Origin of the sequence: Streptococcus sp. 2022WUSS083, assembly GCF_044427155.1 — a bacterium.
GTDB classification, from domain to species: Bacteria; Bacillota; Bacilli; order Lactobacillales; family Streptococcaceae; genus Streptococcus; species Streptococcus hashimotonensis.
This window is the reverse complement of record NZ_JAOTGK010000003.1, coordinates 174761-201127: the sequence shown is the minus strand read 5'-3', so window position 1 is coordinate 201127 and position 26367 is coordinate 174761. Positions and strand designations below refer to the sequence as shown.

The 26367-nt window shown below is 38.1% G+C and carries 25 protein-coding genes; 18 read left to right on the top strand and 7 right to left on the bottom strand.

The genetic code is table 11. The features are described 5' to 3' along the window. The first annotated feature begins 40 nt into the window (after positions 1 to 40). The 12 genes from ODU41_RS04985 to ODU41_RS04930 all read left to right on the top strand — a co-directional run bounded on the left by ODU41_RS04985 (position 41) and on the right by ODU41_RS04930 (position 14043). A complete protein-coding gene (locus ODU41_RS04985; RefSeq protein WP_012028098.1) occupies positions 41 to 622 on the top strand; it encodes a thymidine kinase in 582 nt (193 codons plus the stop codon). A 279-nt stretch (positions 623 to 901) separates the two neighbouring features. Next, a complete protein-coding gene (gene prfA, locus ODU41_RS04980) occupies positions 902 to 1981 on the top strand; it encodes a peptide chain release factor 1 (RefSeq protein ID WP_015646857.1) in 1080 nt (359 codons plus the stop codon). Next, positions 1981 to 2814, top strand: coding sequence for a peptide chain release factor N(5)-glutamine methyltransferase (gene prmC, locus ODU41_RS04975; RefSeq protein WP_024385204.1), 834 nt, complete (start codon positions 1981 to 1983; stop codon positions 2812 to 2814). Before prfA ends, prmC begins: the two co-directional genes overlap by 1 nt. Further along, on the top strand, positions 2801 to 3409 hold the full coding sequence (locus ODU41_RS04970; RefSeq protein WP_011922372.1) for an L-threonylcarbamoyladenylate synthase: 609 nt from the start codon (positions 2801 to 2803) through the stop codon (positions 3407 to 3409). The genes prmC and ODU41_RS04970 overlap by 14 nt, the downstream gene beginning before the upstream one ends. Next, positions 3406 to 3837, top strand: a complete 432-nt coding sequence (locus ODU41_RS04965; protein WP_024385205.1) for a GNAT family N-acetyltransferase — start codon at positions 3406 to 3408, stop codon at positions 3835 to 3837. Before ODU41_RS04970 ends, ODU41_RS04965 begins: the two co-directional genes overlap by 4 nt. Before the next feature lie 23 nt (positions 3838 to 3860). Further along, complete coding sequence (gene glyA, locus ODU41_RS04960; protein ID WP_014637944.1) at positions 3861 to 5120, top strand: serine hydroxymethyltransferase; 1260 nt, start codon at positions 3861 to 3863, stop codon at positions 5118 to 5120. Continuing rightward, entirely contained in the window at positions 5120 to 6094 is a 975-nt protein-coding gene (locus tag ODU41_RS04955; protein WP_024385206.1) for a nucleoid-associated protein, read from the top strand. Before glyA ends, ODU41_RS04955 begins: the two co-directional genes overlap by 1 nt. Then, positions 6095 to 6694 carry a lysozyme family protein gene (locus ODU41_RS04950; protein ID WP_024411310.1) on the top strand — a complete coding sequence of 200 codons (600 nt, stop codon included), beginning with the start codon at positions 6095 to 6097 and terminating at the stop codon, positions 6692 to 6694. It begins immediately after the preceding gene. 337 nt (positions 6695 to 7031) lie between these two features. Next, complete coding sequence (locus tag ODU41_RS04945) at positions 7032 to 12026, top strand: starch-binding protein (protein ID WP_024385208.1); 4995 nt, start codon at positions 7032 to 7034, stop codon at positions 12024 to 12026. A gap of 117 nt (positions 12027 to 12143) precedes the next feature. Beyond that, complete coding sequence (locus ODU41_RS04940) at positions 12144 to 12902, top strand: SDR family NAD(P)-dependent oxidoreductase (protein ID WP_044761193.1); 759 nt, start codon at positions 12144 to 12146, stop codon at positions 12900 to 12902. A 16-nt stretch (positions 12903 to 12918) separates the two neighbouring features. Then, positions 12919 to 13668: a DUF6287 domain-containing protein gene (locus tag ODU41_RS04935; protein WP_044753052.1), complete on the top strand. Its 750-nt coding sequence runs from the start codon at positions 12919 to 12921 to the stop codon at positions 13666 to 13668. Between the two features lie 21 nt (positions 13669 to 13689). After that, the gene (locus ODU41_RS04930; protein WP_002943204.1) at positions 13690 to 14043 is read left to right on the top strand and encodes an HIRAN domain-containing protein; all 354 of its coding nucleotides are present in this window, start codon (positions 13690 to 13692) and stop codon (positions 14041 to 14043) included. Positions 14044 to 14063: 20 nt separating this feature from the next. Here the strand turns inward: ODU41_RS04930 and ODU41_RS04925 are convergent, their stop codons facing one another. Continuing rightward, a complete protein-coding gene (locus ODU41_RS04925; protein WP_398578725.1) occupies positions 14064 to 15011 on the bottom strand; it encodes a hypothetical protein in 948 nt (315 codons plus the stop codon). A gap of 27 nt (positions 15012 to 15038) precedes the next feature. Next, positions 15039 to 15827 carry a hypothetical protein gene (locus tag ODU41_RS04920; protein WP_024385212.1) on the bottom strand — a complete coding sequence of 263 codons (789 nt, stop codon included), beginning with the start codon at positions 15825 to 15827 and terminating at the stop codon, positions 15039 to 15041. Positions 15828 to 16022: 195 nt separating this feature from the next. On the opposite strand from ODU41_RS04920, the gene ODU41_RS04915 reads away from it, so the two are divergent. Together ODU41_RS04915 and mcrC are read left to right on the top strand one after the other, a co-directional pair. Next, positions 16023 to 17720, top strand: a complete 1698-nt coding sequence (locus tag ODU41_RS04915) for an AAA family ATPase (RefSeq protein ID WP_024385213.1) — start codon at positions 16023 to 16025, stop codon at positions 17718 to 17720. Then, a complete protein-coding gene (gene mcrC, locus ODU41_RS04910; RefSeq protein WP_398578724.1) occupies positions 17717 to 18766 on the top strand; it encodes a 5-methylcytosine-specific restriction endonuclease system specificity protein McrC in 1050 nt (349 codons plus the stop codon). The genes ODU41_RS04915 and mcrC overlap by 4 nt, the downstream gene beginning before the upstream one ends. A 206-nt stretch (positions 18767 to 18972) precedes the next feature. Here mcrC and ODU41_RS04905 read toward each other — a convergent pair whose 3' ends face one another. Genes ODU41_RS04905 through ODU41_RS04890 form a run of 4 tightly spaced genes read right to left on the bottom strand, consistent with a single transcriptional unit; the run spans position 18973 to position 21783 of the window. Next, the gene (locus tag ODU41_RS04905) at positions 18973 to 20283 is read right to left on the bottom strand and encodes a site-specific integrase (RefSeq protein WP_024417955.1); all 1311 of its coding nucleotides are present in this window, start codon (positions 20281 to 20283) and stop codon (positions 18973 to 18975) included. Next, on the bottom strand, positions 20255 to 20488 hold the full coding sequence (locus ODU41_RS04900) for a DUF3173 domain-containing protein (RefSeq protein WP_050573319.1): 234 nt from the start codon (positions 20486 to 20488) through the stop codon (positions 20255 to 20257). The genes ODU41_RS04905 and ODU41_RS04900 overlap by 29 nt, the downstream gene beginning before the upstream one ends. Beyond that, positions 20466 to 21452: a hypothetical protein gene (locus ODU41_RS04895; protein ID WP_398578723.1), complete on the bottom strand. Its 987-nt coding sequence runs from the start codon at positions 21450 to 21452 to the stop codon at positions 20466 to 20468. Before ODU41_RS04895 ends, ODU41_RS04900 begins: the two co-directional genes overlap by 23 nt. Before the next feature lie 22 nt (positions 21453 to 21474). Further along, the gene (locus ODU41_RS04890) at positions 21475 to 21783 is read right to left on the bottom strand and encodes a hypothetical protein (protein WP_024417958.1); all 309 of its coding nucleotides are present in this window, start codon (positions 21781 to 21783) and stop codon (positions 21475 to 21477) included. Positions 21784 to 22036: 253 nt separating this feature from the next. Between ODU41_RS04890 and ODU41_RS04885 the strand changes: the two genes are divergently transcribed. Together ODU41_RS04885 and ODU41_RS04880 are read left to right on the top strand one after the other, a co-directional pair. Continuing rightward, positions 22037 to 22315, top strand: coding sequence for a hypothetical protein (locus ODU41_RS04885; RefSeq protein ID WP_398578722.1), 279 nt, complete (start codon positions 22037 to 22039; stop codon positions 22313 to 22315). A gap of 114 nt (positions 22316 to 22429) precedes the next feature. Further along, on the top strand, positions 22430 to 22708 hold the full coding sequence (locus ODU41_RS04880) for a helix-turn-helix transcriptional regulator (RefSeq protein WP_024407057.1): 279 nt from the start codon (positions 22430 to 22432) through the stop codon (positions 22706 to 22708). A gap of 694 nt (positions 22709 to 23402) precedes the next feature. On the opposite strand, the gene guaA is transcribed toward ODU41_RS04880, so the two are convergent. Continuing rightward, positions 23403 to 24953: a glutamine-hydrolyzing GMP synthase gene (gene guaA, locus ODU41_RS04875; protein WP_398578721.1), complete on the bottom strand. Its 1551-nt coding sequence runs from the start codon at positions 24951 to 24953 to the stop codon at positions 23403 to 23405. Positions 24954 to 25228: 275 nt separating this feature from the next. Between guaA and ODU41_RS04870 the strand changes: the two genes are divergently transcribed. Together ODU41_RS04870 and ODU41_RS04865 are read left to right on the top strand one after the other, a co-directional pair. Then, the gene (locus ODU41_RS04870; RefSeq protein WP_002943214.1) at positions 25229 to 25927 is read left to right on the top strand and encodes a GntR family transcriptional regulator; all 699 of its coding nucleotides are present in this window, start codon (positions 25229 to 25231) and stop codon (positions 25925 to 25927) included. 102 nt (positions 25928 to 26029) lie between these two features. Then, positions 26030 to 26362, top strand: a complete 333-nt coding sequence (locus ODU41_RS04865; protein ID WP_014735854.1) for a putative DNA-binding protein — start codon at positions 26030 to 26032, stop codon at positions 26360 to 26362. Positions 26363 to 26367 lie beyond the last annotated feature (5 nt).

Below are 26367 nucleotides of genomic sequence, written 5' to 3'. Positions count from 1 at the left end.
AAAATGGAAGGAGTGAAAATTTAAGATTGGAAAGAGAAAAGTGGCTCAATTATATTATAAATATGGGACAATGAACTCAGGAAAAACCATTGAGATTTTGAAGGTTGCCCACAACTATGAAGAACAAGGAAAACCTGTTGTTATCATGACATCTGCACTTGATACTCGTGATGCCTTTGGTGTTGTATCCAGTCGTATAGGCATGAGAAGAGATGCAGTGGCGATTGACGATGATATGGATATCTTTGGTTTTATTGAAAAAATGGAACCGCGTCCTTACTGTGTTCTCATTGATGAAGCACAATTTCTTCGACGTCATCATGTCTACGCACTTGCTCGCGTAGTCGATGAATTAGATGTACCCGTTATGGCTTTCGGTCTTAAAAATGATTTCCGAAATGAACTGTTTGAAGGTTCCCAACATTTGCTCTTATTGGCTGATAAATTAGATGAAATCAAAACAATCTGTCAATATTGTTCTAAAAAAGCGACAATGGTTTTGAGAACGCAGGATGGAAAACCTACTTATGAAGGAGAACAAATCCAAATTGGTGGCAATGAAACCTACATTCCTGTCTGTCGCAAACATTATTTTTCACCAGAAATTAAAGATTTACCCTAATTTTTGAAAATGAAATGAGAAGCGGCTGTAAACTGAGCATCTGTATAGAACTGAATTTGCCTATGACTCTGTGCCAATTTTCATGACCTACATATTACAGAAAGGAAATGAACACGCCCTACAAGCTAACTGGAAGTGTGTTCGGTCAAATATCTAGAAAGGAATTGAATACGGGCTACGAACTGTGCAAAAAAGATAGTTTTTCCTAGGACGCTTTCGTCCTTCGTCAAAACTCCTATTTTTGCTTTGTTCGTTTAACGCCCTTAATATCTTATAATTATGAACATCTACGATCAATTACAGGCGGTGGAGGACCGCTATGAGGAACTTGGTGAATTGTTGTCTGACCCTGATGTGGTCAGCGATACCAAGCGTTTTATGGAGTTGTCTAAGGAAGAGGCTGCAACTCGTGATACAGTAACAGCCTACCGCGAATATAAGACTGTACTTCAAAACATTGTCGATGCAGAAGAGATGATTAAAGAATCTTCTGGTGATGCTGATTTGGAGGAAATGGCTAAGGAAGAACTCAAACAAGCTAAAGCTGACAAAGAGGCTTACGAAGAAAAGCTGAAAATCCTTCTTTTACCAAAAGACCCTAACGATGACAAAAACATCATCTTGGAAATCCGTGGTGCTGCAGGTGGTGATGAAGCTGCCCTATTTGCTGGAGACCTTTTGACCATGTATCAAAAGTATGCAGAAGGTCAAGGCTGGCGTTTTGAAGTCATGGAGGCTTCTTACAATGGTGTCGGCGGTATCAAGGAAGTGGTTGCCATGGTCTCTGGTCAATCCGTTTATTCAAAACTCAAGTATGAATCAGGAGCTCACCGTGTCCAACGTGTCCCTGTGACAGAAAGCCAAGGTCGTGTCCACACCTCAACAGCAACCGTTCTCATCATGCCAGAAGTTGAAGAAGTGGAATACGACATCGATCCAAAAGATCTTCGTGTCGATATTTACCACGCATCTGGTGCTGGTGGACAGAACGTCAACAAGGTTGCAACTGCCGTGCGTATCGTTCACTTGCCAACCAACATCAAGGTAGAGATGCAGGAAGAACGGACCCAGCAGAAAAACCGTGAAAAGGCCATGAAGATCATCCGTGCCCGTGTTGCGGACCACTTTGCACAGATTGCCCAAGATGAGCAGGATGCAGAGCGTAAATCAACCATTGGTACTGGTGACCGTTCAGAGCGTATCCGTACTTACAACTTCCCACAAAACCGTGTGACAGACCACCGTATCGGCTTGACCTTGCAAAAGCTGGATACTATCTTGTCAGGTAAGATGGACGAAGTCGTAGATGCTCTTGTACTTTACGATCAAACGCAAAAACTAGAAGAGCTAAACAAATAATGAATTACGCTCAATTATTTGCAGCATACGAAGAACAATTAGTCGCAATCGGTGAAGAGGCAGAATCCCTGTCCTTCACCTTTCGTGGCTTAAAGGGACTGAACTTTACGGAATTTCTCCTCCTGCTCCGTCAGGAAGTTACACCGACTGACAAAGAAGAGATTAATGCGATTTTTCAGCAACTTTCCCAACATCGACCTGCTCAGTACATTATCGGCAGGGCAGATTTTCATGGCTTGGAGTTTGCAGTGGATGAGCGAGTCTTGATTCCAAGACCTGAAACGGAAGAATTAGTTGATTTGATTTTGCAGGAAAATAGCGGAGCAGGTTTGCGCATCTTAGACATCGGTACAGGAAGCGGTGCCATAGCTATTTCCCTTGCAAAAGCTAGACCTGATTGGGAGGTGGTTGCGGTTGATATTTCAAAGGATGCCCTAGCAGTGGCTCAGGAAAATGCAAGAACCAACCAAGTCTCTGTTCACTTTCTAGAATCGGATGTCTTGCAAGCAGTGACAGGGCATTTTGACATCATTGTTTCCAATCCGCCCTACATCTCACCAGATGACACAGATGAAGTTGGACTCAATGTATTGACTTCTGAGCCACATCTGGCCTTATTTGCGGAAGAAGATGGACTGGCTATTTATAGACAAATTGCGGAGCAAGCAGGGACATTTTTGAAGGAGAATGGAAAACTCTACTTTGAAATTGGCTACAAGCAAGGGCAAGACCTAACCGACTTACTTGCTCTGCATTTTCCAAAAAAGCGAATTCGAGTCCTCAAAGACCAATTTGGTCAAGATAGAAAGGTCGTAGCGGATGACAATGGATAAACTCCGAACAATTCTTGAAAATGGTGGTGCTGTTATCCTTCCAACTGAAACAGTCTATGGGCTTTTTGCCCAAGCCTTGAATGAAGATGCAGTCAATCGTGTCTATCAGTTGAAACAGCGTCCGAGGGATAAGGCAATGAACTTAAATGTCTCAAATCTGAACGATATCTATTTTTTCAGTCAAAATACACCATTTTTTCTGGAGAAACTGTATAATAGATTTATGCCAGGACCACTAACGATTATCCTGAAAGCAAACGATAACGTTCCTTTTTGGGTTAATTCTGGACTGGATACTGTTGGATTTCGTCTTCCCAATCACGAACAAACCTTACGATTGATTTCGGAGACTGGACCACTTATTGGACCATCCGCCAATATTTCAGGAAATGAAAGTGGCAAGAAGTTTTCGGACATTCAGGCACAATTTTCAGTTGATTTGCCTGGCATTGAGGATGACCAAGCTCTAACAGGTATTGATTCAACGATTTTGGACCTTTCTGGACAGAAAGCGCGGATTTTACGCCAAGGTGCTATCAGCCGCGAAGAGATTCAGAAAGCCATTCCCGAAATAGAATTTGAGGTAGTTTTATGATTCGTCCCATTGAGAAAGGTGACTTGGTAGTCATCCGAGAAATCAATGCTCAATCCTTAGGGTATGATTGTTCATTAGAACAAACTGAGCGACAGTTTTTTAGATGCACGAGCACATTGGGGCATATCTTATTGGTCTATATAGATGACATAAGTGGCACAGTGCAAGGCTACATTCACGCACAAGTCTATGAAAGTCTCTATTCGGATACAGGCCTCAATATTCTCGGACTAGCTGTTTTGCCTAGTCATCAAGGACAAGGGATTGGAGCAAGTCTGCTGAAAGCCGTTGAGCAAATTGCACAGAAAGAGGGCTACCATTTTATTCGCCTCAATTCTGCTGAAAGTCGTCTCCAAGCCCATCTTTTCTACGAAAAGAATGGCTATCACTCCGATAAAATGCAGAAACGTTTTATCAAGCACATTTAGCCCAATACAAAGGAGTACCGCACATGATTTTTGACAAAGTTAACTACAAAGAATTTGATAAAGAAGTTTGGGAAGCTATCCAAGCTGAAGAAAAACGCCAACAAAATAATATCGAATTGATTGCGTCTGAAAACGTTGTTTCTAAAGCTGTTATGGCAGCTCAAGGTTCTATTTTGACCAATAAATACGCAGAAGGTTACCCAGGTCGTCGTTACTATGGCGGTACGGAATGCGTTGACGTAGTTGAAAGTTTAGCTATTGAACGTGCTAAAGAAATATTCGGTGCAAAATTTGCTAACGTTCAGCCACACTCAGGAAGCCAGGCCAATTGTGCTGCCTACATGGCCTTGATTGAGCCAGGAGACACTGTTATGGGGATGGACTTAGCTGCAGGTGGTCACTTGACTCACGGTGCATCCGTTAGCTTCTCGGGTCAAACTTATAACTTTGTCGCTTACAATGTTGACGAAGAAACTGGCTTGCTTGATTACGATGCAATTTTAAAACAAGCAAAAGAAGTGCAACCAAAATTGATTGTAGCAGGTGCTTCAGCTTATGCCCGTACCATTGATTTCGCAAAATTCCGTGAAATTGCAGATGCAGTTGGTGCAAAATTGATGGTGGACATGGCCCATATTGCTGGTCTTGTAGCTGCTGGTCTCCATCCAAACCCAGTTCCTCACGCTCATATCACAACAACAACAACTCACAAAACACTTCGTGGGCCACGTGGTGGTTTGATTTTGACCAATGATGAAGAGCTCATCAAGAAAATCAACTCAGCCATTTTCCCAGGTATCCAAGGCGGTCCATTAGAGCATGTTATTGCTGCAAAAGCCGTATCTTTCAAAGAAGTTTTGGACCCAGCTTTCAAAGACTATGCTCAAAAAGTGATTGAAAATAGCAAGGCCATGGCTGAAGTCTTCCTTGCTAACCCTAACTTTAAAGTCATCACAGGTGGAACAGACAACCATCTCTTCCTCGTTGACGTGACCAAAGTTGTTGAAAATGGTAAAGTTGCTCAGCATCTCTTGGATGAAGTAAATATTACTCTCAATAAAAACTCAATTCCTTACGAAAAACTCTCACCATTCAAAACAAGCGGTATCCGTATTGGCTCTGCGGCCATTACCGCTCGCGGTTTTGGAGTAGAGGAAGCTCGCAAGGTTGCACAACTAACTATCAAAGCACTTGAAAATGCAGAAAATGAAACCGCTCTTGAGGAAGTCCGTCAAGAAGTGCGTGCTTTGACAGATCAATTCCCACTTTACGAAGGTTTATAATGGATATATTTGTAAAAAAAGCCATCATACATCAATTTAGTCCTGATGATACAGAGCTGGTCCTTGCCGACCAGCTTTTGACTGTTAGCCCAAAAATAGAAGAATATTTGCGTAAAAAGATTGAACGTGTCTTTTCTGATGAAGCAAAAACAGGACAATTTAACCCCGACAATCCTTTTCTTGACTATTTAGATGGTGACCTACTGACAAACTCTGTCAAGATTGCTAATCTATGGAAAGAAGAATTTTCAATTTCTGAGAATTTAAAAACCAATGACCTCATTTTCATAGAGTTTGAACGAAATGGTGTTGAACATTTTGCCTTTTTGAGAATCTCACTGCGTGAAAACCTCGCCCACGTTGGTCTGGAAAGCGGAAGTCCTTTAAAAATCACCCAGAATAATTTACCTGGAGCGGGTTCAGCACCTGATGAAGCCTTGATTGTCAATCTTCAAACGCAGAAGTATCATTTGATTGAGAAAAGAATCAAACATAACGGAGCCTTCCTCAATTATTTCTCAGATAATCTTCTGCAAGTTACACCAGCTATTTCTGCAAAAAAATCAATCAAAGCAGTAGAGCAAACTGCACAGAAGATTGCTGACAATTTCCATCAAGGTGATTTTCAATTTCAATCGAAAGTCAAGTCAGCTATTTTCAACAATTTGGAAGAAGATAACGAGCTTTCACCTGAAAAATTGGCTGATCAGTTATTCGATAACAACCTGACCGCTCGTTTAAATTTCGTCGATCAACTGAAAGAGGTCATACCTGATAAGATTTCCTTCGATGAAATCGATAGTAGCCGTCAACTTAAGAAATTTGAAAATCAGAAGCTATCTTTATCAAACGGAATTGAGTTGATTGTGCCAAATGCAATCTATGAGGATGCAGAATCGGTTGAGTTTATTCAAAATGACAACGGAACCTATTCTATTCTTATCAAAAATATTGAAGACATAAAGAGCAAGTAAATGAAAAAACTGATACGTACGCTGATACTTCTTTTACTGATTTTTATCGGTTACAAATTCTATCAAACCTACAGTGCAGTCAAGCAAGTGATGACCTACCAAACTATGGTACAAGAAGTATTGGCAGAAAACGACACACCAGCTAATGAAGAACTAGTCCTAGCAATGATTTACACAGAAACCAAGGGACAAGAAGCAGATGTCATGCAATCAAGTGAGTCCGCTACTGGCTATGCTAACACCATCACGGATAGCAGAGAGAGTATCCGGCAAGGAATTATCTACCTGACAGAAAACCTACGGTTGGCTGAGGAAAAAGGAGTAGAGGTTTGGACAGCAGTTCAGGCGTATAACTTCGGTCCAGCCTATATTGACTATATTGCTGAGCATGGTGGAGAACATACACTCTCTTTAGCGAAAGAATACTCCAGAACAGTAGTAGCACCAAGCTTAGGGAATACTACAGAAGAAACGTATACCTATTTTCATCCTTTGGCTTTGCTAAATGGTGGGAAGTTATATGTAAATGGTGGAAATATCTACTATGCTAGACAGGTTCGTTTTAATATGCACCTGATGCGCCTCATTAATTTATTTTAATACCTATCAAACTCATCGGAAATCTGATGAGTTTTTTTGTTCCTCCTTCAATAAAAATAGATAGCGGTATCAAAATCACTTCAAATTCCAGTTAAAATCTCGAGAAAGCGTGTCACTACTGGCTTTTTTAGATTTTTTACATATTTGAATTTTGCATACAAATATGCTACCATCTTTTTGCAACCGTTTGCATTCCATACATAATGACTAGATTTCAGAAGAAAGGAGAGAGAAAGTTCCTCTACCGTTAATGATGATTTATAGAATCCGTTAGCCGTAGGTTATATAAAAAATGAAATGCAGGCGTTTTCTTTTAACAATTTTTTAGGAGGTTTATATGACTTATCAAAGTCAATGCAAGAGAAGGCTGTCTAAGTTAGTAAAAAAAGGGGTTAGCTTCACTCTGATATTATCCATGTTCTCTGGGATTGAACAGGCGCTTACTGTAACAAGAGTAAACGGAGAAACAGTTGTTACAAGTTCCAACCAACAAGTTGCAATGAAAGATGGAACTATCTTACATGCTTGGTGTTGGTCTTTTAATGCTATCAAAGAAAATATGGCAGCAATAAAAGAGGCAGGATACACAAGTGTTCAAACATCACCGATTAATGCTGTAGTGGTTGGAAATGGTGGCGATAAGAAATTTACAGAGCAATGGTATTATCATTATCAACCAACCGCCTATACGATTGGTAACTATCAGCTTGGGACTGAAGCTGAATTTATCGAGATGAATCGTGTCGCAGAGCAGTATGGTATAAAAATTATAGTTGATGCAGTACTGAATCATACTACTTCTGATTATAATGCGATCTCTTCAGAAGTTAAATCCATTACAAAATGGACTCATGGAAATACTAAAATTGAAAACTGGGGAAGTCGTTGGGATGTAACTCAAAACTCTCTGCTTCAGCTCTGGGAATGGAATACACAAAATCCAGAAGTACAACAGTATTTGTTGAAATTCTTAAAAAATGCAGTTGCTGATGGGGCTGATGGTTTCCGTTATGATGCTGCAAAACATATCGAATTACCAGGAGAATATCCAAACGAATTTGGTAGTAATTTCTGGAATGTTATATTAAATAATGGTACTGAGTTCCAATATGGTGAAGTGTTACAAGACAATATTTCACGCGATGCAGATTATGCGAACTTGATGAGCATTACTGCATCCCAATATGGACACTCTATCCGAGACATGCTCCGCAATCGAAATGTCCATGCTGGAAATCTTGGCAACTACCAAGCAGGAGTAGATCCATCTAAACTCGTACTTTGGGTCGAATCTCACGATACATATGCAAACGGAAAAACGGATAGTGAATCCGAATCAGCTTGGATGAGCGATGAAGATTTGAAACTTGGCTGGGCAATGATTACTGCACGCGCCAAAGGTACACCTCTATTCTTCTCACGTCCAGTTGGTGGCGGTAATGGTGTCCGTTTCCCTGAAAAAACTAAAATCGGTGATGCGGGTAGCAATCTTTATAAAGACCCTACGATTGTAGCAGTAAACAAATTCCATAATGCTATGGTTGGTCAATCAGAATATATTCGTAACCCGAATGGTGATACAACCGTTGCCATGATTGAACGAGGCACTCAAGGCGCAGTAATTGCAAACCTTTCCGACAGTGAGAAAAGCTTAAATACTGAGACTAAATTGGCGAATGGAACCTATAAAGACCAAATTTCTGGTAAAACCTACACTGTTTCGAACAGACGGTTAAGCGGTTCTATTGCGAGACGATCAGTATTAGTATTAACAAATGGTGAAAGTTTTGATAATCTAGCATCCTTGTCAGTTCAAGGATATCAAGAAGGCAGCCATACTTTCTTGACAGATACATTAAATCTTACATTACAAACTTCTAATACGAGTGAGGCTACCTATTCTGTCAATAATGGCGCTCCAATTAAATTTGAAAATGGAAAGGTCATTACAATCGGAAGTCAAGTGCAATTTGGTGAAACAGTAACGATTACCTTATCTGCAAAAAATGCTAAAGGACAGAAAGTTCAATCCGTTTATCGCTTTACAAAAGAAGATCCGAATGCCAATACAACAATATACTTTGACAACCCCGAAAACTGGAGTCAAGTATATGCCTATATGTATAGCGGAACGGATACTGTCTTGCTCGATAAATGGCCTGGAACGGCATTGAATAAAGATAGCTCAACAGGCTATTACAGCATAGCTATTCCAAATTCATTTATCAGTAAAGGTGCCAAGGTATTGTTTACCAACAATCAGGGTGCCCAGTATCCACAAAGCGTAGGCTTTGAAGTAAAATCAAACGGTCTATATTCTCGTGATGGCTTTGTAAAAGTTGTTGAGAAACAAATTACTGAACCAGAAACACCTGCTACAACAGAACCAACAATCCTCTCAAGCCTAGCAAGTGGCAGTTCCTTTACAACTGAAACTGCTAAAACAAGATTGAGTTTAAAAAATGCAGTAAAAGGTGAGTATTCAATCGACGGTGGTGAGATAAAAACATTTACGGATAGTACGGAAGTGGTACTAGGTGAAGGTCTTGTTGGTAATAAAACCATTACTGTGAAGACAAAGGCCTACGCATCGGATGGTAGTAGCACAGAACAAACCTTTGCATTTGAAAAGAAATTTATTGTAAAATCTTCATCAATCCCATCCACTCCAAGTCAATCTTCAAGTCTGCCAACGCCATACTATACCACAAATGGTACTGGATACGGAAAAGAAAAAACAATTGTTATTGACGGTGATGCCAGTGATTGGACAGAAGATATGAAAATTGCCCAAAGCGCTGCTTGGGATGTGGCCAATCATTGGAAAGGGGGACATGAGAATAGTGTTCTTGACACCACTGGTCTGTATGCAGCTTGGGACAATGAAAACCTCTATCTGGGCTGGCAAATGGTCAATACTACTGATACCTGGGCACGTTCTGGAGATGGTCCTCTAAGCGATGGAGGACGTGTGTTAGATGTTCCGCTTATCCTAGCTTTGTCAATTGATCCAGCTTCAACATCCATGTCCAATAAAAATACGAGTGGAGGATCTATCTGGGGACAACGAATGGGAATTGAGTTTGATACCCATGTTGATAAACTCCTTTATATGAGTGGCAAACCAGGATTAGGTACGCCTGCAATGTTTAGTGCTGTAGATGAGGATGGAAATACAGACTACACAGATGGTTGCGTTGGCTTCAAAGATGCTGGAATTCAGTACAAACTAGCGACTACAAATATCGATTCAACTATCTGGGGATTGAATCAATCCGACTCACCCGCAGACATTTTATCATCAAATTCTGACTGGATAAATTACAAAACCTATGTAGGTTCAGCAGGTAAACACGATACCAGCTTCGATTCATTCTATGAAATGAAAATTCCTCTATCTCAACTTGGAATTGATAAGAATTACTTAACCAACAATGGTGTAGGTGCAATGCTTTTAGCTACTCGTGGAGAATCAGCAATGGATTCAGTTCCATTTGACCCGTCCATGATTGACAATGCAACTGAGAGTTATTCAGCCGACCCAAGTACATCTGCTGAAAAAGAAGACATTGACCGTATCACAGTACCTTTTGCCAAAATTGGAACTGCAACTAATGCTACGGGTAACCAAACGCCACTTCAAGTCAACTTCGGTGCTGATATTTCAGGAAACCAGGTTGCTGGTCAGGAAAGAACCTTAACAGCAACAGCACATGGTGGTTCATCAGGTTATACTTATCAATTCTATGTCAATGACCAACTTATATCGACAGAAAAAGGTAAGAGCACAATTTCAGTGAAATGGACACCTTCTGAAGCAGGTACCTATACCATTAAGTGCACTGTAGCAGATACTAACGGCAATACTGTCACAAGTAAAAAAGATTACAGTGTAAGTGAACCTCAAACACCTATTATAAAACCTGCAGTGCTTGGAATAAAAGACCAATCAGCAAGTGAGATTACTATTGCAGATGCTATTGAACTGACCTTACAAGCCAATCAAGTGACAGATGCAACCTATCAAATCAACGAAAGGGATGCAGTTTCCTTTAACGATGGCGATACATTGACACTTGGTCAGGAGTTGGAAAATGGCGAATCGTTAACCTTGACGCTATCCGCAAAAGATTCAGTTGGTGAATCCGTGACGAAAATATTTACTATCACGAAGAAAGTAGCAGAAGTACCTAGTGAACCAACAGAAGAACCAGCTACTCAAACAACCATTCGCTTTGAAAATCCAGATAAATGGACGGATGTTTTTGTTTATATGTATAATGCCAAAGGCGAGAAATTGTTGGGAGCATGGCCAGGAACAAAGATGGAGAAAGCAGATACAGGTCTTTTTGCCATCACTCTTCCTACATCATATGAGACTGAAGGCGTAAAAGTACTCTTTTCTAACAATAAGGGGGCACAATATCCACAATCCGTTGGTTTCGAGTTTAAATCAGGCGGAACATACTCTAAAGACGGTCTAGTTCCTGAACAACCTGCTAGTGAGTTCAAAGAAGAAAGTGAAGAACTTCCAATTCCATTTGAAACACAGTATGTAGACAATCCTGAACTTGAAAAAGGACAGAAAGTAACTCGCCTTGAAGGTCAAGACGGAGTGAAGACAATAACTTACCGTTCAGAGTACATTGGTGGTCAACTTGTTGCTAAGACAAAAATCAGTGAAACTGTTAGCAAAGAGCCAGTAACACAAGTGGTTGAAGTCGGTACAAAAGTCCCAGACATTGAGCAACAAATTGCCAACCGTGTTTATTTCAACAACTCACAAGGCTGGTCTAAGGTCTATGCCTATGTTTATGACAATAAAGGCGTACCTCTTGTTGGTAATTGGCCAGGGCAGGAAATGAGTCAAGATGAGTATGGCTATTATATTGAACTTAACGAGGAATTTGATGGAGGAAAAGTTATTTTTAACAATCCTGATACGAAAGTTCAATACCCAGCACAAAATAAACCTGGTTATGATTTGGAACTCGGCCAAGTCTATGAAATAGATGGTAGTCATAGAGCAGTTTTGCCAGATCCAGTTGCTGAAGGTCATACTCGCATTACATTTGATAATCCAGGTGGCTGGGATGCGGCAAATGTCTATGCCTATTATGGCAATCCAATCCAAATGCCATTGGGTGCTTGGCCAGGACAGGCTATGCTGAAAGATAGCAAAGGCCATTTCTATATCGACTTACCAGAAGAGTATGCTAACTCTAATGTAAAATTATTATTTAATAAACCAAATACTCAAATTCAATTCCCAATTTCAGTAGGTTTTGACTTTGAGGTAGGTGGCCATTATACTAAAGATGGTCTAAAATAAATGAGTCCCCTTCCTAAAAAATAAGGTCCTCCAAAACGGAGGATCTTATTTTTCACTTCTACAGTTTAACAAACTAGGTAAAATTGTAGTATAATAAAGAGAATAGGAGACAGAGTGATGAAACGAAATGTATTGATTACAGGTGCAAGTAGTGGTATTGGCAAAGCAATCGCTTATGTGTTTGCTGCTAATGGTGATAATATCATCATTACAGGACGAAGATTGGACAAACTAGAAGAAATTAAGCAAGATATTGAAAAGCAATACCATGTTCAAGTATCAGTTCATTCATTTGATGTTACGAATATGGAACAAACGATTGTAAATTGTCAAAAAATCTTAGAAGAAGTTGGACAAATTCATATTTTGGTAAACAATGCTGGCTTGGCATTGGGATTGGACAAATTCCAAGACTATGATTTGACTGACATGATGACAATGATTGATACCAATATTAAAGGATTACTAACTGTGACACGTCAGTTATTGCCACAAATGGTTGAAAATAATGAGGGTCATATTATCAATATTGGATCAACGGCCGGTATTTACGCCTATGCAGGAGCTGCTGTCTATGCTGCAACCAAATCAGCTGTCAAGGTGCTTTCAGACGGGATCCGTATTGACACGATTGATAAAAATATCAAGGTAACTACGTTACAACCCGGTATCGTTGAGACTGATTTTAGCCAAGTCCGTTTTCATGGAGATAAAGAGAGAGCAGCGACAGTCTATCAAGGAATTGATGCTATTCAAGCAAATGATATTGCCAGCTGTACTCTATTTGTTGCAAATCAACCTGCACATGTGCAGATTTCTGATATGACCATTATGGCAACCAAACAGGCAACTGGCTTTACTATTCATAGAGATTAGAGGGGAGATAGCTAGAATGAAAAGAAAATATTTAGCACTCGCTCTTGGCTTGCTCACTATCATGTCGCTTTCTGCCTGTCAAACTGCAAATAAGGGCAGTTCCGCAAGTACCTCAACTGCTGATACCCAGGTTTCTAATGCCAATACAAGCACATCATCAACAATCCAACGCGAGATTTCTCTTAGTTCTATGGATATAGATGCTCTAATGCAAGGCAATTACGATAGTATACTAGGCACCTGGCAAAATAGCCAAGGAAATTCACTAGTCTTCAATAGCAAAGGATTAGTAGCAGATAGCCAATCCTTACTTGGCCGCGGAAAAATAACTGACGGAATTTTTGAAACAGGCTATGTAGACGCAACGATTGGCGATGTAATACTATTAATGATTCCCAAAGGAACACAAGCAAATACAACTGAGACAGACACTACTGACTCTACGCGCGACAGAATGATTGTAATAAGCCAAGAAACAACAGCAGATGTAGTAGATGTCTATTATCGCTTGACCAATTCAGCTACTAGCGGTATAGATCCATTAAAAAATACTGAAACAGGCGTCCAGTTGGATAGTGGACCAAAAACGATTGATTATGCCAACTCAATTTTAGGCGAAAACAACTGGCGCGTCATTGAAGGTAACTACACGCGCACCGAATCTATTCCTTATAATATTTTGGAAGGCGATGATAATGCCCGTTACACTATTTACCAAAACGGTGTTATTATCAATGCAGATTATCAAATTGTTTATCAACCATAATGATTCACTAGGAGGTTAGACATGACATTCACATCATTTGAACCAACACGCAATGTGCAAGATTTTCATTTGGCAGCCTTTGCCTACTATGATGGACTAGATGTAATCGACCAACTCAAGCCAGGAACACCTGTTCAGCTAGTCGGAGAGCCTTCAAACCCACATGACTCAGAAGCTGTAGCAATCTTTTATCAGGGCACAAAGTTAGGATATATCCCATCGGATAAAAACTCACTAATCAGTCGCTTAATCTATTTTGGACACGGCGATATTCTAGAGGCACGTATTCAGATGTCCAATACAGAAAATCATCCTGATCGCCAGTTTCGAGTCGTTGTAAAACTAAAAGATAATCGTAAAAATGATAGTCGGTAATTTACCAAACTACCCATTTTCTACTTAACACGGAGCTGTGCTCTCTGTTTTTGTTCTTCAATAATGCTTAAAAAGGCTGCAAACTCCCTATCCAGGCGATGTTGGTAGGCCTTATTTTTTATTGTGAGATCTTCCAAGAACACTGGATAGGTTCCTTTTTTATACAATTCTCCTTGAAAGAAGAAGCGGTCCGATAATTTATCAACTGAAACAAGAGAAGAACGCCAGCGGCTTTTACGAGAATGAGAAGGTTTCCAAGATATTTTTAATTGCTTCTCATAAAAGTACCAGCCCATAATATAGATTTTAATAATCTGATTTCGTTTTCTGTCTTGATAGAAACAAAGAACTGCATAAACATTTCCATGCTTTGTTTGCAAAAAAGGATGAAAATCTTTTATCTTTTCGTATTCTTTCTTTGGAATAAGGGTTAATTGATTATCCTTAATAACCTTCTTTTCATCAATAGTATATGAATAACGGTAGGGGTCATAAATGGTTGATTGTCCACGCGCTCTATAACGCTCTGCCATTTCCTTAAAAATAGGTAGACGTCCATAACCATCCATCAGACTAGATAGACTAAGTCCTCGTCGATTATTATTTTTCTGCACACCAAGAATCTGGCAGGTAGGCCAATAATTGATAGGAATGGCTCCTAATCCGACCAGAAGACCGGCGCTGTCAAAATGACTGGCAAAGCGTACCTCACGAGTGTGACCGTTCTCATTTTTCAAATCAACAAATACAGGTTGCTTGTCCTGTTCAAAAACAATTATATAATTTCCAGAAGACTCCGTATTTTCTCTAATTGGAACGGTGTAGAAGTGGTGAAAATTTGGTAATTCTAGTAACTTTCCAAGTGTTGATGTTTTCATAACACAAGTATAACAAAAAATATTTTTCAAATCCACAAAAATGTTTAATTTGTTAAACAAAAATATAAAGAAGCTGGGAAAGACATCCATGACGACTTTCCCACTCCCACCGTTTATTCAAGGATAGGTGATCATTGTCTTATCTACCGAATCTTCTAAAGCCTGGCGCGATTCTTCTGATAAACGCAAATCTGCAAGGGTTTGTTCTGAAAAATAGTAGGGATTTAGACTATCTACAAATGCAGAAATTGAAATGACAGCTTTCTCCAATATCAGAGATTTTTCAGTGTAAGCAAAGGGAATAGCAGACCAATCATCACTCTCGAACATTTCTAAAATATCTTTTTGAACTTGAATTTCAGTCTCATTTTTAGCTGAAACTAGGATTGTTTTTAGTTTAGCACGAAAACTCTCCTTGTCTTGCACCAAGTCTTCCAAGGTCAGCAAGCTTTCATCTGCCTTCTCATAAAAAATATCTAATTCCGTCTCTGACGAAGTAGTCACATGGAGCCAGTCGGCCTTGATACTGGTTTTCATTACTGCATAGGCAGAAGTATTTTCAAAGGGACTGCTGCGCGTTTGAGGATAGAGAACAATCCACTCTTTCTGGAATAGATTGTCAGGTTTAGCTATTTTCAATTCCTCCTCAGAAGCTGTACCAATCCGCTGGCTGATAGCAGTAGTGTCATCTTGCTGAAAGAATCCAATGATACGCGGATTTTGCGGACCACCAATGGCATCAATTTTTGTTCCCAGATCATTAATAATGCGTATGTTCAAGGCATGACACTGCTCATTTAATAGTCTATTTTGCTCTTTTCCGAGCCAGTAGATTCCGATACAAGATAGACCAGTGGCAATAAGCAAGACAAGTAACAGCACTTTCGAGTATTTCAGCACAGCCATCACACCTTTCTAAAACGTTTTCAGTCACATATTATCATATAAAAATATCAAAAGCAACTATTTTAAGGTACCGCATTAAACAGTTGCACAAGTATATAAATTCTAAGTTTACGACAGGAATGTTTAATGATAAAATATAGGTAAATTCGAACTCATAATTTAATAGGTGTAGATACAACACCGTTGGAGGATACTATGGATGAACAAAATCAATTCAATTGGGTAAACTTTTATAAGGAATTTGCTTGGAAATTGGTAGACTATAAAGATAATAGAGCAGAGCTGGTTGAGAAAGTAAAAGCTATCTATACCAAAACCAAGATACATATGCCCACGTTAGAAAAGGACAATCAACTGATAGATATTGATCCTTTTACGATATTTGGACTCTTCAACAAGCAAATAAAAGAGGAGAATCGCATTAAAATTCTGACAGCTATAGCAGAATTATTCAACCTCCAAACGGAAATCCCATCCTCTTTTGAAAGCATACCAGTACTGATGAATCAGAATGCGACTTTCTATTACTTTATCGGAGATCGTGATGAGAAAGATATTGATGACTTATGGGAACTTTTCATTGCTGCTTTGACCTATAGCAAGGAGCCTACGGCTGAGAAGAAAGAAAAATTTTCACACTATTTTGATTTGGCTATAAACAAGAAAGGAAATGGCAACAGCAAGATTACGATGGCCTTGTATTGGATTGCTCCTGACTTTTTCTTGAACTTAGATAGCAGAAATAAGTGGTATGTGTACGAATCTGGAGAGATTCCTACTGATGTCATCAAAAAACTACCAAAGATGAAGTCAAAAATTTCTGCCGATGATTATTTTTATATCTCGGACTCTATGCATCATTATTTAAACAGTGCAGAGAGCAAACTGAAAGATTTTAAAGAATTATCATCCATGGCTTGGAAATACTCTAAACAGATCAATCAAGAAGAGAAGGAAAGAAGTGCTGGAGCAATTTCTCCACTGGCTGATGAAACTGATACTGGAAACGAGATAGGTGGTGAAGAGGTAGTAGAAGATAGCTATACGAAAAATCACTTCCTATCAGAAGTCTATATGACAGAAGAAGAGTATGATCAATTAACCTCCATACTCCAAATGAAAAAGAATATCATCTTACAAGGAGCGCCAGGAGTTGGAAAGACGTTTGTTGCAGAACGCCTAGCATTTTCATTAATGGGTAAACCAGATTTAGAAAGGGTCATGACAATTCAGTTTCACCAAAGCTATTCCTACGAGGACTTCATCATGGGCTTTAGACCTTCGACAAATGGCTTTGAGCTGAGAAGAGGGGCATTCTATACTTTCTGTAAAAAAGCAGAGTCTGACAAGAGTCATGATTATTTCTTTATTATTGATGAAATAAACAGGGGAAATTTGAGCAAAATTTTTGGTGAATTGTTTATGCTGATAGAAAATGACAAACGAGGCAAGTCTTTACAGCTCCTCTACTCGGATGAGCAATTCTCAATTCCAGAAAATCTATATATCATCGGCATGATGAATACCGCAGATAGGAGTTTAGCCCTACTTGATTATGCACTGAGACGACGCTTTGCCTTCTTTGACATCAAGCCAGGTTTTTCAACTGCGGGATTCAAAGATTATCAAACAAATCTGAAAAACGAAAAATTCGATAGACTCATTTCCTGTGTAGAAAAGCTAAATCAGGCCATTTCAACAGAGGAAGTACTGGGAGATAGCTTCTGTATTGGGCATAGTTACTTCTGCGGTTTATCGGCAGAAGTACTGGACCAAGGTTTGCTAGAAGCCATTGTTGAATATGAACTGATTCCCCTCTTGAAAGAATATTGGTTTGATGAACCGACAAAAATTCATGATTGGAGTAGTAAGTTAAGGAGTGCCATCCAGTGATACCTGTCCAAAATATCTACTATATGCTATCCTACCCATTCAAAATCCTTCATAAGCAGGAATATAAACGGATTGCTGCTGAAGAATTTAAAAATGCTGCAGATCTACTGGCGGAAATAATGATAATCAGCCTCTCGATACAGGTGAAAAGAGGACTTGGTCGAGAGTATCGTTCTCAAACCGAGTCACTCTCGGCTCTTAAAGGTAAAATAAATATCTCTGAATCTTTAACACCTCCGAATTGGCGTAGAAAGCAACTTGTTTGCCAATACGATGATTTTTCTCTTGACAGTAGAATGAATCGCATTATCAAAGCAAGCATTGATATACTGCTAAAAGCTGATATAAGCAGGGACAGGAAAAAGAAATTGAGAAAACTCTTAGTTTTCTTTGGAGAAGTCTCAAAAATTAATCTACACTCAATCAATTGGAATTTACAATATAATCGAAACAATCAATCGTATCAATTACTAATGTCAATCTGCTATTTGGTAGTGAATGGATTAATTCATACAGAGAGGGAGGGGAATAAGAAATTGATGAATTTTCTTGATGAGCGGAGGGAATCCTTGCTATATGAGAAGTTCATTCTTGGATATTATAAAAAGCATTATCCCCAAATACAGGTTACCGCCTCTCAGATACCTTGGGCACTAGATGATGTTTTTGGAGAAATGCTCCCCATCATGCAAAGTGATATTTACCTCAAATATAAAGATACTATATTGATTATTGATGCTAAATATTATTCTAGTAACACACAGATTCGCTTTGATAAGCGCACACTCCATTCAAATAATCTATACCAAATTTTTACCTATGTGAAAAATCAGGCTTATCGCCTGTCAGATACAAACGATACAGTAGCAGGAATGCTTCTATACGCTAAAACCGATATAGATATTCAACCTAACCAGGTCTACCAAATGCATGGAAACCAAATTAGTGTCAAAAATTTAGACTTAAACCTGCAGTTTGCAAGTATTGCTGAACAACTGGATGACATCATTACATCGCATTTTGTATCCCCTCCAAAACGGTACTAGTTAGAGCTTTAAGCTAGAAAACAAAAAAAACAATCAAAGTAGTAGCACTAAACTACTCTTTGATTGTTTTTTTATAAGACTCTTTCCTATTTTGGAGCATCGGGTTAATTGATTTCCCAGATCAGCGACGCTTTTTTATTTTTAAGCGTCGGGTAAATTAGTCCACTGGACTAATTTACTCCCACTCAATTGAAACAGGTATCCTCCTATCCCTTGTGGGACAAGGGATTAGAAGTAGTATATACATCAAAGGGGGGTGTTTTAGGGGGGATTGATTTTTTCATATGTTGGTTTCCATTAAATTTTACTCTAGTTTCATGTGCAGTTTGTATGTTAATTGCATTAGTGAGTAACTGGGCTATCTCTTTATCAGCACCACTGTACAAGTGAGCATAGTGACGCAAAGTTATCTCAGGACTTGAATGTCCTAATCTCTTTGAAAGCGCAAGAATAGAAGCTTTTAACTCATTTAAAACATAGCTTGCATGACTATGTCTTAGACCTTTAGGTTGAATCCTACGAACGCCCGCAAGCTCTGCATATCTATTTAATATTCGATTTATTGTTGACTTTATCATAGGGTAACCATCGTAAGTAAATATAAAGTCATTTTCTTTACCAAGTCCTATTTGAGTTTGTATTTCTCGCCATTGTCTCAATATACTGACAGTTGTATCATCTAATTCAATGATTCTTTTGCCATCATCTGTTTTTGTATATTCTTTTCTAATGTATTTTTTTCTTGATTGAACCTCAAGCATGTGGTGGATGCGTAATTGTTGTTGCTCAAATGCAATATCACTCCAAAACAAAGCAGTTCCTTCATTAACTCGAATACCAGTCGTATAATATAAATATAGCATTACAAAACACAAATGTTCATATACATCATCTAGGCATATTTGTTGCAAGACTAACTCGAATTCCGTCCTTGTCCAATAAGGGACAATTTGCTTTCCTTTCGGAATTGCCTTTACTTTTTTTGAAATATTGTATTCAAGAAAATTTCTCTCGACAGCTTTATCAAGTGTTTTACGAAACATACCAAAAACTAGGGAAGCATATGATTGACTGTAACCTGAGCCTCCATTGTTTTCATCTGTCAGTAGCCAAATCTTAAAATTATCAACATCGGTCACGCTTATTTCACGTAGTTTTATATCACCAAATTTTTCAATAATAAGTTGTAAAGCTGGATATCTAGTATTAAACGTTGAGGTCTCGACATATGAACGATAGTAAGGTATATATACTGTGTCCATAAATTCTCGATACTTCATATGATAAAAAGAATAGCCATCTACCTTATGATACTCTCTTTTTATTCTAGTAACTTCTTTATGTGCTTGAAGAGCTGATGTAAAGATATTCCCGAATCTATCTTTTGATTTTTTCCTCCTTATTCTCTCACCTGTTGCTTTGTCTGTACCTAACTCAATCTGGTAAAAAAATTTACCTGACTTTAGGTCCTTGTAAACACCTGGATACTTAGTCTTTTGTTGGGTTTTGTTTGCCATTCTCTTCTGTCTCCTCTGAAATTGTTACTCCAATAAAAGATTCGACAGCAGAAGCTGGAACAATACCAAGTCTCTTGTTATTATACAAATAATAACCTTGATTGACAAGGTTCAGCTTAACTTGTTTGATAATGCCTGTGGCTTGGTATTTTGTAAACCCCATCTTTATAAGATGGGATTTTTCAATCATTCTGTCTGTCATCATCTTCCTCCTGTGAAATTTTGAGAGTCATTTCTTTATATTTGTTATAAACATCTGAATTAAATTCAATTTTATCTTTATCGGACTCGTAGTAAGGATTGTCTATTCGCTCATATTCTACATATTTATTTTTTTCGTTATCGAATTTGTATGTAATAATAGATTTATCAGTTACTTCTTGAAGCAGTGTAATCCGTCTAATGAGCTGAATCACAGTGTCAATTTTCTTATCAAAGCCAGCTTGTTTACTAATTGATTCATAAAATTGAAAAGGTGAAAATGGGGTGTTTATTATTATTGTCGTCGCAATAATTGGTTTATCAAAGAAACGGCTGGAAGCAGTAGCATCAGCATTGAATGGGTCAATAATAAGTAAGAAATCAGCGTAATTAAAATTTCCTCCTCGACCTGGACGAATTTCCTCAATTATAATTGTTTCTTGTGAACCAACGTTTTGAAAAGGGTCACGAGAAGAGCCTGTAGTATAGAATGGTTTTCCAAGTGATTTTGCAAAGTGCTTTTCTGCTTTGCGCTTATCTCGTTCAAGAACACGTATTTCTTGATTCACACTTGCACGTTCTCTAATAGCGTTTGAAATATCTTTCTCAACTTTTTCTTTGTCACTGAGCAATCGATTTAACTCTGCATTTCTAGAAGTTAATACTGACTCTGTTCTTTTTAAATCAGCTTTTGTATTTTCAAGTTGCTCATTGTACAGCTTTTCTTGTAGTCGTAAAACAGAAGAAGTATCACAATATTCACCAGTAAATTTATTTTTTAGCACTAAATAGACTGGTGCTTTTTCACGCTCTTCATGACCGATTATCATGTCTTCTAGACTACTTGAACATTGTAACTTGAAGTCTTTTTTTGACATTTCGCTGTAAGTGATGAGAGCAATGTCAAAGTCAGTTGCTTCATTTTGTAATGTATGCTCAGCGACAGTCGATAACAAAGTTATCTTCATTTTTCAGTTTACCTTTCTTTTTTTATTCAAATAACTGAATTGATTCAGCTCTGAAATAAATCGTACCATTGAAATCATAAGCTTCTAAATTCTGAAATTTATATCCAATGAATATTTTTAGATTCTTGTTTAACTCTGCTGGAAGTGCAACTTGAAACGGCTCTGAATTATCTTGTATAAACCAGTATTTGTACCCTGTGATTTTATCGGTCCTACCATTATCATCATACTTAAATTTCAAAGTATAGTCGGTAGACAATAAGTAATATGGTTTACTAACATCAGTCACAACGCTTGCTAAAACTGAAGGACTTAGTTTTTTTGTTTTCATTCTTAATTTTCCTCTCATTGTTCGTGGTCTTTTTTGTAGTATACTTATGTGTTAAAATATTCTACAAAGAGTTAAAAAATCAATTAACGTTAATCTACATTCATTATATCTGCTATAAACTTATGTGTAAAAAACAGATAATGATACGAATCCGAATTTATGAAATTATATAATATTCAAGTTATATAAGTTGTCTCACATGCTAATTAGTAGGTTTCAGAGTTTTAAGTTAAAATCCGAAGGGTGCAATGTTATGAAAATTTATTTCAATGAAAAAGAGCTTGAAATAGCTTCTGTAGCAACGTTTTTAAAGGGAACATATGATTTTGTAGAATACAAAAATAATATTTTTTCTGAACAGATTGAAGAATTTGATAAGTTAAATGGCCAGTACAGGACTGACCACGATATATTATTTAGAATTTTTCAAGAAGAAGTTGAAGAATTGATTGCTCAATCAATGTTTGTAGAATTAAGCAACAAACTAGCAAAAGTATTTGCAAGCCCTTTAAAGAGGGCTTTTATATATTAATCACAAATCACTTATCACAAATCACAAGTGATTAATCACTTGTTTATTAAGATATTAAAAGCTATAATTTAAATAAAGCGTGAATTTTATGACACAAAAAGAGGGGGGAGAAACTTGGAACTAGCATTTAGAGAAAGCTTAAAAAAGATGAGAGGTACCAAATCAAAAGAAAAATTCTCCCAAGAATTAGAAATGAGTAGATCAAATTATTCACGAATAGAATCAGGAAAATCAGATCCAACCATAAAAACACTAGAACAAATTGCAAAGTTAACTAACTCAACGCTAGTAGTGGATTTAATCCCAAATGAGCCAACAGAACCAGAACCAGAAACAGAACAAGTAACATTGGAGTTAGAAATGGAAGAAGAAAAAAGCAATGATTTCGTGTGAATAATGCACGAAATCATTGCTTATTTTTTTAAAAAGCGATATACTAGATATAACGAAACAACGAACTGAATAAAGAATACAAAAAAAGAGCCACGACCAGTTAAAGCCTGAGAAACTTTAACTGCGAGCCTTAATTGATTACCACCAATCAATTAAAGAAGTCGAGACCCAAAATTTGGTAAAGTATTTAATTACTTTATTAATCAGATACTTAAATATCTGTAAACCCATTATATCGGGTTTTTGAGGGGATTTCAAGTCTTTAAGAAGATACCAGGCAATCAATTAAGAAAAACTTAGTTGATTGCCTTTTTTGTTGTGATTCAATAGTATTTAAAGGGGAGGCGAAAGAGTTACCTAAAAAAATACCTCTAGGGGATGACTGGAATGCCTTGCAATCAAATAGGTATACGAATTTTAACAATCTATTTACTTCAGCAAATACTGATGAATTATTTTCAAAAACATTTGAAAACGATGGAGACGAACGTTCTTATCACAGTGAAGAATTTGATGACGGATTTGAAACAAATCAATAGTATATAAAAAGAATTAGCCAGAAAAAATTTCTAGCTAATTCTTTTTTCGGGGGGATTTAGGGGGGAATCAAACGAAGATTCACCCTTTTTAGACTAGTTTGTTCCTGCTAAACTGCTGTAGAATCGCTATTTTGAAGGTAAATCAAGCCTCTCCATTATTCCCACTCAACTGTTGCTGGTGGTTTACTTGTTATATCATAGACGATGCGGTTGACGTGGTCGACTTCGTTTACAATACGGACAGAGATTTTTTGAAGAACATCCCATGGTAGTTTGGCAAAGTCAGCTGTCATTCCATCGACAGAAGTGATAGCACGGATGGCGATGGTGTAGTCGTAGGTACGACCATCTCCCATGACACCTACGGAGCGAACGCCAGTATTAACCGTGAAATATTGCCACACATCGCGGTCAAGACCCGCTTTTGCAATTTCCTCACGCAAGATAGCGTCAGATTCGCGAACAGTTTGAAGTTTTTCCTCAGTGATTTCACCCATGACACGAATGGCAAGACCTGGTCCTGGGAATGGTTGGCGCCATACAACTTCATCCGGCATACCAAGAGCAGTACCGAGGGCACGAACTTCATCCTTAAAGAGAGTATTGAGCGGTTCAATCAACTTGAACTGCATATCTTCTGGTAGACCACCAACGTTGTGGTGAGATTTGATTGTCTCAGCAGTATCCGTTCCTGACTCGATAATATCGGTATAAAGCGTTCCTTGCGCTAGGAATTCAACATCAGTCAACTTGCTCGCTTCATCGTCAAATACGTAAACAAATTCATTACCGATGATTTTACGTTTCTTCTCAGGGTCAGATACGCCAGCAAGTAGGTCTAAGAAACGCTTAGCAGCATCGACGCGAATAATATTGAGGCCAAATTTACCGCCCAACATTTCCATAACCTGATTGCCTTCATTCTTACGAAGAAGACCGTGGTCAACGAAGATACAGGTCAATTGGTCACCAATAGCACGTTGAAGAAGCACACCAACAACAGATGAATCCACACCGCCTGATAAACCGAGCAAGACTTTCTTGTCCCCAACAGTCTGGCGGATTTTTTCAATTTCTGTTTCGATGAAGTTTTCCATTGTCCAGTCGCCTTTGGCTCCACAGATACCAAACGCAAAGTTTTTCAAAATATCGTTTCCATATACGGAATGACGAACTTCTGGGTGGAACTGGATACCGTAGATACGGCGTTCCGTGTTTTCAATGGCCGCGTAAGGGCAGTCAGCAGACAGACCAACCAGGTGGAAATCAGCAGGAATTTCAGTTACTGCATCACCGTGGCTCATGAGTACAAGCTGTTCTTTTGGTGTTCCAGCAAAAAGCGCTGATTCAGTCTTCAGTTGAAGATTTGATTGACCATATTCACGATTTCCAGCCTCACCAGCAGGAACAACCTTACCACCCAATTTATGGGTAATTAACTGCATACCATAGCAAATTCCTAAGATAGGAATACCCAATTCAAAGATTTCTGGATCAATATCAAAGGCATTTTCTGCGTAGACAGAGTTTGGTCCACCTGAAAGAACGATACCAATTGGATTGATAGCACGGACTTCCTCAGCTGTAATTTTATGGTTTTTCAATTCTGAAAAGACACCAAATTCACGAATTCGACGTGAAATAAGTTGGTTGTACTGGCTACCATAATCCAATACAATAATTTTTTGGACATCTTGTTTTGTCATGTTTTTCCCTTTCGTTTTGAAAAAAATTCAAATACTAGTAGTTATTTTAACATAAAAGCGAACATTTTCCAAATTTTATTTGTTAAATATCTGTTTTGCAAACTATGAGTGATAATAAAAATGTTAGTGTTCGTATTTTTATTGTTTTTACTCACTTTATTTTAGGTAATCTGACTTCATTGTTTGCCTAGGAGAATTTTACCAATAGAGTGTGGCCTGAATTAGCCAAACGCCTTTATTTTTGGTAAACTAGAAAGAAGAGAAAGGCTAGATAAATGAAAGCAGCATATATCACAATTCACGATAAAATTAAGGAACAAATCGATAACGGAATCTGGAAAATTGGTCAACGTTTACCAAGTGAACGCGATTTAGCAGATGAATTTGGTGTTTCTCGTATGACGCTCCGTCAAGGAATCACACTTTTAGTGGAAGAAGGTATTCTACAACGCAAGATTGGTTCCGGTACTTATGTCGCCAGTACACGGGTTCAAGAAAAGATGCGAGGCACGACTTCCTTTACTGAATTAGTACAACTCCAAGGAAAGACGCCAAGTAGCAAATTATTGTCCTATACACGAACCAAACCTAATGAAAAAGAAGTTGAACAGTTAGGTTTATCCCGTGGCGAGTATGTTATTCGAATGGAGCGGGTCCGCTATGCAGATAATGTTCCCGTCGTGTATGAGGTTGCCAGCATTCCTGAACGCTTGATAAAAAATGTCCCCAAAGAAGATGTTACCAACCATTTCTTTAAAACACTTATGGACAATGGTTATCGAATTGGAACGAGCAAACAAACCATTTTTGCGCGTTTAGCCAATGAAAAAGTGGCTCAATATTTACAAATTTCTAAAAACCAGGCTATTCTCGCACTAAAACAGGTATCTTATCTCGAGGATGGTCAAGCATTTGAATTTGTAAATAGTCAGTATGTTGGGGAACGTTTCGAATTCTATTTAGAAAACAATTAACATAAAAATAATTATGTAAAACATTTTTAAAATCCGTAATCTTTCTAGTGATGACGGATTTTCTTATTTATAAAATATGGAATTTTTGATATAATAAAGTTTATGGAAATTGAAAAAACCAACCGAATGAATGCCTTATTTGAATTCTATGCAGCCTTGCTAACAGACAAGCAAATGAACTACATCGAGCTCTATTATGCCGATGATTACAGTTTGGCTGAGATTGCTGAAGAATTTCAAGTCAGCCGTCAGGCGGTCTATGATAACATTAAACGAACAGAAAAATTACTGGAAGACTACGAGATGAAACTACATATGTATTCTGACTATGTAGTGCGTAGCCAGATTTTCGATGAAATGCTGAATAAGTATCCAGAAGATGCTTATTTGAAGGAAAAAATCGCTATTCTAACCAGTATTGATAATAGAGAATAAGAGGA